We start from the raw sequence: 13,080 nt of genomic DNA on the forward strand, positions 1-13,080 counted from the left end.
AGGAGAGTTTATGAGACAGCCACTACCATTTCCTTTAACGAAGGACAAAACTTTCTTTGAATCACTCAATGACTGGATCGGCGATGTATTTTATGATGAGTTGCCGGAAAAAGGCTACGATTTGCGCGATGAACAAATTTTCATGTCTTTCCAGATTGAACAGTCTTTAAAAGAAAAAGCGGTGCTATTTGCAGAAGCTGGAGTCGGTACGGGGAAAACAATGGCTTATTTGCTGCCGGCTATTGCTTATGCGCGCTATACCGGAAAACCGGCGCTTATTTCATGCGCAGATGAAACCCTTATCGAGCAATTGGTCAAAAAAGGCGGAGATGTTGACCGCCTGAACGATCTGTTCGATTTAAATCTGGATGTGCGCTTGGCAAAATCCCGTGATCAATATTTGTGCCTCCAGCGGCTCGAAGGTGCTAAAAAACGCAGCGATGCCGATTTTCTGGATGACATCGAATACAGCTTGCCGGAATTCGTCAACAAAACCTTTTCGATGCAAAATACTTACCCGTACGGTGAGCGCTCAAGCTATCCGGATGTTACAGATGAAGAATGGCAGCAGGTCAACTACCATCCGATTCAGAATTGCAATGCGTGCGATATGCGCAATAAATGCGGCCAAACCATTCACCGAAACCATTACAGACAGGCGACCGATTTGGTTATTTGCTCGCATGATTTCCTGATGGAACATATTTGGACAAAAGAAACGCGCAAACGTGAAGGACAGAGCCCTTTACTTCCCGAGTTCTCTCAAATTGTTCTTGATGAAGGCCATTTATTAGAATTTGCTGCACAGCGTGCATTGACTTATGAAGTACAGGAAAGCACCCTGCAAGATGTTACAGAGAGTATTCTCTCTGATGGCATGCGCGAGAAAACATTAAACATGATTGAGCAGACAATTGATCTTCACAATGATTTTTTCCGTCTGCTGCGCATTCACACGGTTAAGAGTGATGAAGACCGCAAAGCGATTACGAAAGACCCTGAATTGGTCAATGTCGGCAAAATGTTGGTTCGCCACATTGATCTGATGATGGAAGAGTTTGTCTTTGAAGGTGAATTGTTCACCATCCCCGAATACGAATTGCGCCTTGCTGAAGAATATTTCGAACAATATACTTTCTCGATGCGTTTGTTTGTAGAGGAAGGCGACGCTGTAACGTGGTTGGAAATAAAAGATGAGATTGAGACTTTGGTCATCATGCCGCGTTTGGTCACTGATATTTTGGACGAAAAATTATTTGATGGAAAAATCCCGATTATTTTTTCTTCAGCAACTTTGTCGATTCAAAAAGATTTTACTTACCTTTCAGACAGTCTGGGAATCGATAAGTACCAGTCATTTTCTGTGCCATCGCCCTTCGATTATGAGGATGTTATGAAAATTTATAAGCATCCACTCGAACAGCAGCAAAAATTCGAACGTGTTTATGATTTATTCAGCACAGGCGATCAGTCGCTGGTGTTGTTCACTTCGAAGATGGAAATGGACAACTTCAAGAAATCCTTGCCTTTGGACCATCAATACACCATCGAATTTGAGGGCGACCGTGAACTGTCGACAGTGGTCAAGGAATTCCAGGAAGGCAAATTCCAAATTTTATGCTCGTATCACCTCTGGGAAGGACTGGATCTGCCAGGCGAAGCTTTAACAAAAGTCATCATCGTAGATCTGCCATTTCCTCCAAAGGATCCAGTTTTTGATGCCAAACGCAAATTCAGCAACAACCCGCTGGAAGAAATCGATTTGCCGTTCATGCAGCTGCGCATCCAACAGGGAATCGGCCGCTTGATCCGTACTTCAAACGATCACGGTGAAATCCATCTATTGCTGAATGAAGACGAATTGCGTGTTGAGCATCTCTGGGAAACGATTCTTCCTGTGCCTGCTGAAAACTTCTAAGAAATTGGAAGCGTGTGATACAATAGTCTCATCAACCATTGGAGGGATTTTTGTGTCACTCGAAAAACGATTTAGCGAACATTTCAATAAGATCAAAGGTTATGAAGAAGCAATTGCTTTACTGTATTGGGATTTGAGAACAGGGGCGCCGAAAAAAGGAATGGAATTTCGTTCTGAGAGCATCGGTACTTTATCTGCAGAAGTTTTCAATTTATCCACGTCGGACGAGTTCGGCGAATTGCTGTCTTCGTTAGAAGCAGACCAAGCCACATTGGATCCATATATTCGTCGCTCAGTGGAAGAAGCACGGAAAGAATATGATTTGAGCAAAAAAGTCCCGCCTGAGGAATACAAAAAATTCATCATCTTGCAATCCAAAGCGGAATCTGTTTGGGAAACTGCCAAAGAACAGTCGGATTTCTCAATCTTCCTGCCTTATTTGGAAGACTTGGTCAGCACGACCAAAAAAATGATCGGTTACTGGGGCGAGAAAAATGGTAGCCCTTATAATACATTGCTCGATCAATATGAACCTGGCATGACCACTGAAATTCTGGACGAAGTGTTTGGCAAATTGCGTGAACGCATTGTGCCGCTGGTGAAAAAAATCGCGGCTTCACCAAACAAGCCGGAAACAGCATTTTTGTATGAGCATTTCCCTAAACAGGCCCAGCAAGAATTCAGCCGTCAGATGCTGGAACAGCTGGGCTACGATTTCGAAGCCGGCAGGCTGGATGAAACGGTTCATCCATTTATGATTTCGGTCAACCGCAAGGACATCCGCGTGACGACCAAATACGACGAAAGCGATTTCCGAACGGCGGTCTTTGGCACCATCCACGAAGGTGGCCATGCTATGTATGAACAGAATTTGGGAGAAGCCTTAGCAGGTTTACCAATCGAAACAGGTGCTTCTATGGGAATCCATGAATCCCAGTCCTTGTTCTGTGAGAACTTTATCGGCCGCAATGAACATTTTTGGCAGCAAAACTTCAATTTGCTGAAAGAATATGCACCTAAACAGTTTGCTGATGTCGAGCTGCTGGATTACGTACGGGCAATCAATGAATCCAAACCATCGTTGATTCGCATTGAAGCAGACGAACTTTCGTATGCACTTCATATTATGGTGCGTTACGAACTTGAAAAAGGTCTGTTCGACGGGGATATTCAAGTCAGTGATCTGCCGGAATTATGGAACGCCAAATACGAAGAGTATTTGGGTGTGCGTCCTTCAAACGATGCAGAAGGCGTCTTACAGGATGTTCACTGGGCAGGCGCAAGCTTTGGCTATTTCCCATCTTATGCACTGGGGTATATGTATGCAGCTCAGTTCAAAGAGGCGATGCTGAAAGACTTGCCGAACTTCGATGATTTATTGGCGGCACAGAATATTAAACCGATCCGCGAATGGTTGAGCAAAAACATCCATCACCATGGTGCGTTCAAAAAACCGCTTGATATTTTAAAGGAAGTTACTGGAGAAGGACTGAACCCGGATCATTTAGCGGAGTACCTGGAAGAGAAATATTCGAAAATTTATCAGTTGGATAAATGATAACTTGCCATCGTGAATCATCGCGGTGGCTTTTGTTATTTTTAAGGACAAATGACGAAGAGTTTGATTATAATAAGAGCGGAGGCGATAAGCGATGTTAAAATCATTCAGTTTGGAAGGCAAGACAGCCATTGTCACAGGGGCCGGAAAAGGAATCGGCAAAGCGATTGCCATGGCATTTGCAGAAGCAGGAGCCAATGTCATGCTGGTGGCACGCACCGAGTCCGATCTTCAGCAGGCCCAGCAGGAAATTGGCAACAACCGCACTTCCTATGCCATTACTGACATTACGAAACGCAGCGACATCGAGGCGGCAGTGGAGAAAACCATACAGCAATTCGGGGCGCTGGATGTTCTAGTCAACAATGCAGGGATGAATATCCGTTCTTCTTTATCGGATGCAACAGATGCGGAATGGCACCAGATTATGGATACCAACGCTCAAAGTGTTTTTATGTTCTCACAGGAAGCTGTCAAAAAGATGGAAAGCGGCAGTTCCATCATCAATATCAGCTCAGTGGGAGGCGACCGTGCTTTGAAGACCGGTGTCGTTTACGCCGCATCTAAAGCCGCCATTATCCAAATGACCAAAGTCATGGCGATGGAATGGGGACCGAAAAACATCCGTGTCAATGCAATCGGACCATGGTATTTCAAGACGCCTTTAACGGAAAAAATCTTGAATGATCCAGAATACCTGGATTCCATATTGGCAGTTACACCGATGAAGCGGGTCGGTGAATTGCCGGAAGTGGCTTCGCCAGCCGTATTTTTGGCGTCGGATGCTGCTAGTTATATTACCGGTCAGACCTTGTTCGTTGACGGCGGCATGTCGATCCATGGATTTTCCTAATAATTACGGCATCCTTCTCAAAATCGGGAAGGATGTTTTTCGTTCTCTCTTAAAAATGATATGATAGAGAGCAGTAAGCGGAGAAGGAGATTTCTAAATGACAGTTCTTGACCATAAAAAAGAATTACTTGAAACGGCACATCTTTACCGGATCTTCAAAGACAACGAAGATACCGAGAGGGAAGCGAAAGCGCATTTATTTGCAAAGAAAATCCTGAAAAATAATTTCATCATCGGCTTTGCCGGACATTTCTCATCCGGAAAGTCGTCCATGATCAATGCGCTGACAGGTGAGACTTTACTGCCATCCAGCCCAATTCCGACTAGCGCCAATATCGTCAATGTCCAGAAAGCGGATAAGGATTTCGCAATCGTCAATATGCGAAACGAGAAGCCCGTCTACTTCCCTGAAAATTACGATTTCAACGCCGTAAAGGAATTCTGCAAAAATGGAGATGTCACGCAGATTGATATCGGCCACCAAGCTTCAGTCCTGCCAAAAGGAATTACGGTTATGGATACGCCTGGCGTCGATTCCACAGATGATGCTCACCGCATGTCGACAGAATCGGCACTTCATGTGGCGGATATGGTCTTTTATGTGATGGATTATAATCATGTTCAATCCGAATTGAATTTCAATTTTACAAAAGAACTGCAGAAATACACCGAGCTGTATTTGATTGTCAACCAAATCGATAAGCACCAAAGCAGCGAGATGAGCTTTGCGGATTTCCAGCAATCGGTCCACGATTCTTTTGCAGCATGGGGAGTGGTCCCTAAAGGAATCTTTTTTACATCCTTAAAAGATTTTAATTTTCCGGGCAATGATTTTGAACAGGTTAAAGAGCTGGTATCTTCAACGATGCACAATTGGAAAGGCCATATCGGCGAAGCTTCTGATTCGGCATTGAGTCAACTAAAAGACGAACACATCAAGTTTTTGGAAGATGAAAAAGCAGAGCGTCTGCAAGCCTTTTCAGACATTCTCGATTCTGCCGAATGGGAAAACCGTGAAGACTTGAAAAAAGAAAATGCATTGGTGTCACGCAGAATGTCTGTGCAGGATTTCGAAAACTGGCAGTCAAAATTCGAGAAGAGCCGCAAAGAGCTGTTGGAAAACTCGAATATCATGCCCTATGAACTGCGCAGTGCATTAACCAGCTACCTGGAGTCCATTCAGCCAAATTTCAAAGTTGGCATGCTGTTCAGCGGCAAAAAGACAGAAGAAGAACGGCAGAGAAGAAAGCAGGAAGTAGATGAGCGGCTTGAGACGACAGTGTCTTCCCAAATCACCAATCATCTGAAAAAGTTGATGAAGTCTTCATTAAAAGATGCGGGACTGCTGACCGACAGCGAATCGCTAGCTATTGATGATTTGGTATTCGATGTTCCGTTCGCCGTTGTTGAAGAACAGGTTCCGACGGGTGCTTCCACGACTGGAGATGCTGTGCTGAATTTTGCCAATAGCATCTCAACTGCAGTGCAACGCTGGTTTATCCGTGAAACAGATGGTTGGAAAACGGCGCAGGAAGAAAAGTTTAAAGGCTTGTCGGACGATGCCAGTACAGAGATTGATATGAAAGCTCAAACCATGTCTCAAAAAGTGCTTGCTATCGAAACACTTGAAGAAATGGACAGCAAAATCGATAAAGTCAAAAAATCCTATTCAGCCATGCTGCCAAAGCAAAAAACGGCAGCTGAAGAAAAAGTAGATCAATGGCTGGAAGAATTTGAAGTATCCATTGAAGAAATGACGGAATTCGATCCGGCGATGCTTGAGAAAAAGGAACAGCAAAAGGCAGAACCGGAGCAGCAGGCTGAAACACTTGAAGTAGCTGCGTTCGATGAAATGGCAGTACTTGAGCGTGCCAACCGCACTGCAGAAGTGATCACTCCGATCAAAGGCTTTGCAGAAACTGCGGCTTACCTGAAACGGAAAGCGGGCCGCTTGGAAGGACAGGAATTCACGATTGCTTTATTCGGTGCTTTCAGTGCCGGGAAATCGTCATTTTCGAATGCTTTAATGGGAGAATCGGTTTTGCCGGTATCACCGAATCCGACGACGGCAACCATCAACCGGATACGTCCTATTACAGAACAGCATCCGCATGAAACCGCGGATGTGCGTTTAAAGACACGTGCTCAAATGACAGAAGACGTCAAAAACTCATTCCATGTACTGGGTATTGAAGTCGCTTCACTGGAAGATGCCTATGCCAAATCGCTGAAATTGCCGGAAGATACTCCGACTGAGCAGCAGGTCCATAAATCGTTCATCATCGCATTCAATAAAGGCTATCCGGTGTTTAAGGACCGTCTGGGTGAAACCATCCGGACCAATCGCGAGGAATTCGGACTATATGTGGCAAAAGAAGAGAAAAGCTGTTTTGTCGACGAAATCGACTTCTACTATGATTGCGAACTAACGCGCAACGGTGTCACGCTTGTCGATACACCCGGAGCAGATTCGATCAATGCAAGGCACACCAACGTCGCTTTTGAATACATTCGCAATGCCGATGCGATTTTGTTTATTACTTATTACAACCATGCCTTTGCGAGAGCCGACCGGGAATTTCTGATCCAGCTCGGACGAGTTAAGGATGCGTTTGAAATGGATAAAATGTTCTTTGTTGTCAATGCAATCGATTTGGCCAATGATGAACAGGAAAAAGACGCAGTTGTCACTTATGTGAAAGACGAGTTGCAGCGTTTTGGCATCCGTTTCCCTCGATTATTTGGTGTTTCAAGTCTTTTGGCGCTGCGCGACCGGGAGCTTTCCGGAATGCCCGAGTTTGAAGAAGCGTTTCAGCATTTCCTGAAAGAAGAGCTGAAAGGCATGGCCGTGCAATCATTGGCGGAAGAAGAACAAAAAGCGGTGGACCGTTTCCGCAGCCTGATCGAACATACAGAAAAGAACTTGTTGCGGAAAGACGAACGGCTGGAAGAACTCAAGCATCTTGAGAAGCAGCTGCGCATCCTGTTTGGTGCATCGATCGCTAAGCTACTGGAGCGGGAAGCATTGCAAGAACTGGATGAATTGCTGTATTACGTCAATCAGCGGGTATTCTACCGCTTTAATGACTTTTTCAAAGAAGCGTTCAATCCCTCGGTCTTCTCCAATAAATCGGCACAGCAGGCGCTTGATATCGCTTTACAGGATATGAATGAAATGACCGGCTTTGATTTCCAGCAGGAACTGCGTGTCACTAATTTCCGTCTTGCGCAATTTATCGAAAGGAAGCTGGAATCACGCTTTAAAGAAGATGCAGCCAAGCTGAAAGAATTGAATCCGGATTTCTCGTTCACACCATATGAAGTTCAGGAAGCGGGTTCTTTGGAAATCACCAAACCATTCGCAGATGCTGATTATTCATCGGTAAAATCGTATTACAAGAACAACAAGAGCTTCTTCGAGAAAAATGAAAAAGAAAAACTGCGGGATGCATTGCAGTCCATGATGGAACCGGATGCTTTACGCTACCTGGATAAAGAGAAAAAAGAGCTGGCGAACTGGGCGGAATTTTGGATAGAACAGGAAGCGGAAGGCTTGCGGCAGCATGTTCTTCGCCAGGCGGTCGATCAGATTGATTCGGAGCGAACCTTGCTTCAGCAATCCGAAAGATTGGCACAATGGAAAGAGCTTTATTCAAATTTGATGGATGGAAGGGTGTAGACGATGTCAGTTTTTATTGAAACGACCGATACCAATAACCATAGATGGATTGATGCGCGATTTGATTTGAAGGATCCATCAGCCGGCAGAAAATTGTATGAAGAAGAGCATGTGGCAGGAGCTGTTTTTTGGGATCTCGAAACCGACATGTCAGATATGGCATCTGCTGAAGGCCGTCATCCTATGCCGTCCAATCAGCAATTGACTAGATTGATTCAATCAAGCGGTTTGGAGTCCAGCGATTCCGTCGTCATTTATGACCAAGGCGGCTCTCCTTATGCTGCGCGTGCCTGGTGGCTGCTGAAATACGCAGGGTTTGATAAGGTCCACATCAGCAAAACGGGTTATGACAAATTGAAACAGCAGGGGATTGACGTTTCCACTGAAGTTCCTGAATATCAAGCAACAAGCTTTGAACCCGAGTTCATTACAGACATCTTTGCTGATCAGTCTTATGTGAAAGATGTTATTAGCGGCGACGAACTTGGAGTATTGGTGGACGCACGTTCTGAAGAGCGTTATGCAGGACGGGAAGAGCCGATTGACCCGGTGGCCGGAAGAATCCCTGGGGCTCGACATTTGGATTGGTCTCAATTCGTATCCAAAGGCGAGTTTCAAACGGAAGAAGACATCAGCCACATTGTCCAAAAGAATGAGCCGGCTGTCGTCTATTGCGGCAGCGGAGTGACAGCGGCTGCCTTGTATGCTGTCCTTGCTGATAAAGGGTACAATCAGGTAAGGCTTTATATGGGCAGTTACTCGGATTGGATCACCGATGCGGAGAATGTTGTCGAATTTGACCGAGGTGAGCATCCCGAAGCGGCGGACGATCAGACCAAAACTATTTTGGCGAAACTGATCGAAGAAGGCTATTCAGGTGAGATGCTCATGAAAAAATTCGAATACGAAAAATCATTGTTAGAAGAAAAATAAAAAATCACCCGGCAGCATTAGCTGTCGGGTGATTTTTTTGCTTATTCCGTTTCAAGTACCTCTGTTTTGCGTGTCAACAGTACGCGGATAATCTGATGATTTTCCATTTCCCGTACTGTGATGGTGTGAGTCGGCAATTCAACCGACTCGCCTTCACTGATGTCCGTGTTTTTCAACTGGATCCATCCGCCGATGGTGTCGACGTCTTCACTATCATCAAATTCGATAGCAAAACGATCTTCCAGATCCGACAACAGCACTCGGCCATTCAAGAGATAATTATTGATGTCGACGGCTTTAATCTCGTCGCGCTCATCTTCATCGAACTCGTCGCGAATTTCCCCGACGATTTCTTCCAAGATGTCCTCCATTGTGATGACACCGGCCGTTCCGCCGTATTCGTCGACGACAATCGCCATATGGACATGTTCTTTCTGCATTTTCAGCAGTACGTCCTGGATTGGCGCCATGTCATGTACAAACGGAATATCGTGAACGACAATGCTATCATTCAAATCCTGTTTATAGGTGTAATTGGTCAGCATTTCCTTGACGTTGACGAAGCCCAGTATGTCATCTTTATCACCCTGTTCGGTAACGGGATAACGGGTATACTGGTGGTCACGCACAATCTCCATCAAGTCGTCATGGCTCATTTCAAGTGAAATCGTCTCCATTTGTGTTCGCGGCAGCATGATATCCTTTGCCATACGCTCATCGAAAGAAAAAATGTTCTGCATATACGAAAGTTCCGTTTGATTGATTTCACCGCTTTGGTAGCTTTGCGTCATGATGATCTTCAGTTCTTCTTCTGAATGGGCCTGCTCATGCTCTGCCGGTTCAATGCCAAAAGCGCGAAGCAGTAAACGGGCTGATCCGTTCATCAACCAGATAAATGGGGACAAGATCACTCCAAACAGATAAAGCGGACGGGCAAAGATAAAGGCCATTTTTTCTGCATATTGAATTGCCAGAGTTTTAGGCGCAAGTTCGCCGATCACGACGTGCAAAAAAGTAATGACGGTAAAGGCAATGATAAAGGAGAAAATCGACGCAGTCGGTCCTTCTACACCAAAGTTTTCAAAAATCGGATGCAGGATCCGTTCTACAGTTGGTTCACCCAACCACCCAAGGCCAAGCGCTGTCACTGTAATTCCCAGTTGGCAAGCGGACAAATAATAATCCAGGTTGCTAATGATTTTCTTCGTCAGAATGGCATTTTTATTGCCTTCTGAAACGAGTTGATCGATCCGGGACATCCTGACACGAATAATCGAAAATTCCGATCCAACAAATAAAGCGGTCAGCCCGATTAAAAGAGCGACCAAAAACAAATTGATAATGAGTATACTGTCCAATTCGTCCCTCCGACTAGGAGGGTTCACCTCTGCTTTCTATAAGTAAAAACAGTATAACATAAATGAAAGGGCTTTTGCTTTGTCGACGGGCCGGTGAAAAATTCAATCCAAACGTATTGAATGCAGCAACAAATAAACTTATGATGAGAATAGAGAAAAGGAGTGGTTGGATGAACGTATTATGGCATGGGGGAACAATCTACACAATGGAAGCTGAAGGCGCTACTGCGGAAGCGGTATTGGTGTCGGATGATCAAATACAGAGAATCGGCTCATACGAAGAATTAAAACGGCACGCTGATAAAGAAATCGATCTGAAGGGGAAAAGCATGTATCCAGGATTGGTTGACAGCCATATGCACATGATTGGCCATGGCGAAAAACTGATGCGTGTAGATTTGTCTAAAATCGAAAGCTCCGAAGAAATGCGTGAGCAATTGATCGAGTCGACTAACGACTTAGCTAAAGGCGAATGGTTTATCGGAGAAGGCTGGAATGAAAACAATTTTGCGGACCGTAAAATCTTCCACCGCAATGAACTTGACGAAATCAGTCAATCACCGATGATGTTGAAACGAGTTTGCCGACATGCGGTACTGGCCAATTCCAGTGCTTTGGCACTTGCCGGTATTACCAAAGAAAGCCCAGATCCAGAGGGCGGTGTGATTGTACGCGATGCAGACGGAGAACCGACCGGTTATTTATTGGACGCGGCACAGGACCTGGTAGCAAACCAGGTGCCGGAGGTCAGCGTAGAGTATTTGACTCGTGCCCTCCAAAAGTCAGTGGACCATTTGCTGTCGCTTGGCTTGACGGGGGCCCATACAGAAGACATGGGCTATTACGGCCATTACTCAAGGCCATTGCAGGCATTCAAGAATGTCGTTGGCAAAGAGGTGAAATTCCGGGCCCATCTGCTGAGAGCCCATAGTGCTTTCGAAGATATGATGGCAACCGCCTCATATGCGGAGCCATTTGTCGATCCCGGCCCGATGAAAATCTTTGCAGATGGTTCGATTGGCGGGCGTACAGCGTTATTAAGCAAGCCATACAACGACGACCCATCAACCATTGGAGTTGCGATTCAGTCAGATGAGGAATTTAAACGCCTCGTCTCCATAGCGCGTAAACACGGAGAAGCAGTTGCAATTCATGTGATCGGTGATCTTGGCCTCGAGATGGCACTGGACGCCATCGAAGCGCATCCGGTACCGGCAGGAAAGCGTGACCGGTTGATTCATGCAATGGTTGTCAGGGAAGATCTGGTAGCACGCATGCAGCAGATTGACGTGGCGTTGGATCTTCAGCCGAGCTTTGTGACTTCCGATTTTCCATGGGTTGTAGAACGTCTGGGAGAAGGCCGTTTGGAATGGGCATATGCTTGGAAAAAACTTCTTAACCACGGGTTGATTTGCGCAGGAGGATCAGATGCGCCGATTGAAGAGGTGGATCCGTGCCTTGGCATTTATGCAGCGGTTACACGGAGAAAGCCATACGAATCGCATGAAGGCCATCAGCCAGAAGAAAAGTTATCCCGCTTTGAAGCCATTCAGCTATATACAAGCGGCAGTGCAGCAGCAATCTGTAAAGAAGATGTCCGAGGGGTGATTCGTGAAGGGTACGATGCCGATTTCACAATTTTCGACCGGGATCTGTTTACAGGAAATGAAGAACAGATTTTAGAAGCTCAAGTCGAGATGACGGTAGTAGCAGGAGAAATCATGTATCAAAAAGGCGGGCAGGAATAATGGCAAAAGAAGCGTATATCATTACTGGAGCTTCAAAAGGGATTGGTTTCGAATGGAGCCGGCATTTGAGTGACGCGGGACATGTGGTCATCGGAATCGCGCGCACCGAGCCGGACAACTGGCCGGGCAAGCATTTTCTGTCCTTTGACCTGATTCATCTCGATGCAATGGAAAACATCGTCGCAGAAGCCTTAAAACTGATCCCCGAAGAAACAGAAACAATTGTTTTAGTGAACAATGCCGGAACCATTGAGCCAATTGGCCTGGCTCATACTAATGAAGCGGAAAAGGTCAGCCAAAGCATCGTCTTGAACCTGACGGCACCAATGCTGTTGTGCGGCGCTTTTATTCGGCAATTGAAAAGCAACACCGCTGAAAAGAAAATTGTCAATATTTCTTCCGGAGCGGGACGTAAAGTTTATGAAGGCTGGAGCGCTTATTGTGCCGGAAAAGCCGGTCTTGATCATTTCAGCTCTTGTCTGGATGCGGAAAACGACGACGTAAAAGTGGTGTCAGTAGCACCGGGCATCATCGATACCGCTATGCAGCAAAAAATACGCCAAAGCGAAGCAGCTGATTTCCCACTAATTGAAAAGTTTAAGGATTACAAGGAAAGCGGACTGCTCAGCAGCCCGGAAGAAACAGCTCAACTCTTGATGGAAATGACCCAAAGAGCAGATTTTAACGAACTGCCAACCATTTTGGATATCCGCAACTTACCAGCAGCGGGAAAGGGGAGTTTGAATTGAACAAGACACCGGAAAACATCCTGACCAAACTGGCCGATGCAAACCAAGCGGGGATTGACATGGACAGCCCGAAAGCAGTCGTCACCTTTTTGCTAGCGCAAGGAGAAAAAGAGTCCATCCTGTTCTTTTATAAATCAAACAGCATTGAATTCGATTTCGACAAATTCAATGGGGCGGTAGCCGAAATGAATGAGCGGAAGAATTAAACAGGACTTTTTGATGTTCGTAAATGTCCGGTAGAATTAGTGAACGTTCGCAACGTGTTTTGACACGTTTACGAACGT

General features: G+C 45.6%; 9 protein-coding genes. 8 read left to right on the top strand and 1 reads right to left on the bottom strand.

The features are described from left to right. The first annotated feature begins 10 nt into the window (after nucleotides 1-10). From FQV26_RS07545 to FQV26_RS07565, 5 genes are all read left to right on the top strand, one after another. The gene (locus tag FQV26_RS07545; protein WP_146556882.1) at nucleotides 11-1,918 is read left to right on the top strand and encodes an ATP-dependent DNA helicase; all 1,908 of its coding nucleotides are present in this window, start codon (nucleotides 11-13) and stop codon (nucleotides 1,916-1,918) included. A 52-nt stretch (nucleotides 1,919-1,970) separates the two neighbouring features. Further along, entirely contained in the window at nucleotides 1,971-3,476 is a 1,506-nt protein-coding gene (locus FQV26_RS07550; RefSeq protein WP_146556884.1) for a carboxypeptidase M32, read from the top strand. A 94-nt stretch (nucleotides 3,477-3,570) separates the two neighbouring features. Then, nucleotides 3,571-4,329, top strand: coding sequence for an SDR family NAD(P)-dependent oxidoreductase (locus FQV26_RS07555; protein WP_146556886.1), 759 nt, complete (start codon nucleotides 3,571-3,573; stop codon nucleotides 4,327-4,329). 97 nt (nucleotides 4,330-4,426) lie between these two features. Continuing rightward, nucleotides 4,427-8,008 carry a dynamin family protein gene (locus tag FQV26_RS07560; RefSeq protein WP_146556887.1) on the top strand — a complete coding sequence of 1,194 codons (3,582 nt, stop codon included), beginning with the start codon at nucleotides 4,427-4,429 and terminating at the stop codon, nucleotides 8,006-8,008. A gap of 3 nt (nucleotides 8,009-8,011) precedes the next feature. Then, nucleotides 8,012-8,941 carry a sulfurtransferase gene (locus FQV26_RS07565; protein ID WP_146556888.1) on the top strand — a complete coding sequence of 310 codons (930 nt, stop codon included), beginning with the start codon at nucleotides 8,012-8,014 and terminating at the stop codon, nucleotides 8,939-8,941. A 41-nt stretch (nucleotides 8,942-8,982) separates the two neighbouring features. Here the strand turns inward: FQV26_RS07565 and FQV26_RS07570 are convergent, their stop codons facing one another. Continuing rightward, nucleotides 8,983-10,299, bottom strand: coding sequence for a hemolysin family protein (locus FQV26_RS07570; RefSeq protein WP_146556889.1), 1,317 nt, complete (start codon nucleotides 10,297-10,299; stop codon nucleotides 8,983-8,985). Nucleotides 10,300-10,469: 170 nt separating this feature from the next. On the opposite strand from FQV26_RS07570, the gene FQV26_RS07575 reads away from it, so the two are divergent. From FQV26_RS07575 to FQV26_RS07585, 3 genes are read left to right on the top strand one after another with little or no spacing between them, the layout of a single operon-like run. Next, nucleotides 10,470-12,047 carry an amidohydrolase gene (locus FQV26_RS07575; RefSeq protein ID WP_146556890.1) on the top strand — a complete coding sequence of 526 codons (1,578 nt, stop codon included), beginning with the start codon at nucleotides 10,470-10,472 and terminating at the stop codon, nucleotides 12,045-12,047. Next, complete coding sequence (locus tag FQV26_RS07580; RefSeq protein WP_146556891.1) at nucleotides 12,047-12,796, top strand: SDR family NAD(P)-dependent oxidoreductase; 750 nt, start codon at nucleotides 12,047-12,049, stop codon at nucleotides 12,794-12,796. The genes FQV26_RS07575 and FQV26_RS07580 overlap by 1 nt, the downstream gene beginning before the upstream one ends. Then, nucleotides 12,793-13,002 carry a hypothetical protein gene (locus tag FQV26_RS07585; RefSeq protein WP_146556892.1) on the top strand — a complete coding sequence of 70 codons (210 nt, stop codon included), beginning with the start codon at nucleotides 12,793-12,795 and terminating at the stop codon, nucleotides 13,000-13,002. Before FQV26_RS07580 ends, FQV26_RS07585 begins: the two co-directional genes overlap by 4 nt. Nucleotides 13,003-13,080: the final 78 nt, after the last annotated feature.

The organism is Planococcus sp. CPCC 101016 (assembly GCF_007859295.1).
GTDB lineage: Bacteria > Bacillota > Bacilli > Bacillales_A > Planococcaceae > Planococcus.

Coding starts and splice junctions, on each gene's coding strand:
- FQV26_RS07575 (WP_146556890.1), top strand. CDS start 10,470: ATGAACGTATTATGGCATGGGGGAACAATCTACACAATGGAAGCTGAA.
- FQV26_RS07555 (WP_146556886.1), top strand. CDS start 3,571: ATGTTAAAATCATTCAGTTTGGAAGGCAAGACAGCCATTGTCACAGGG.
- FQV26_RS07565 (WP_146556888.1), top strand. CDS start 8,012: ATGTCAGTTTTTATTGAAACGACCGATACCAATAACCATAGATGGATT.
- FQV26_RS07545 (WP_146556882.1), top strand. CDS start 11: ATGAGACAGCCACTACCATTTCCTTTAACGAAGGACAAAACTTTCTTT.
- FQV26_RS07580 (WP_146556891.1), top strand. CDS start 12,047: ATGGCAAAAGAAGCGTATATCATTACTGGAGCTTCAAAAGGGATTGGT.
- FQV26_RS07560 (WP_146556887.1), top strand. CDS start 4,427: ATGACAGTTCTTGACCATAAAAAAGAATTACTTGAAACGGCACATCTT.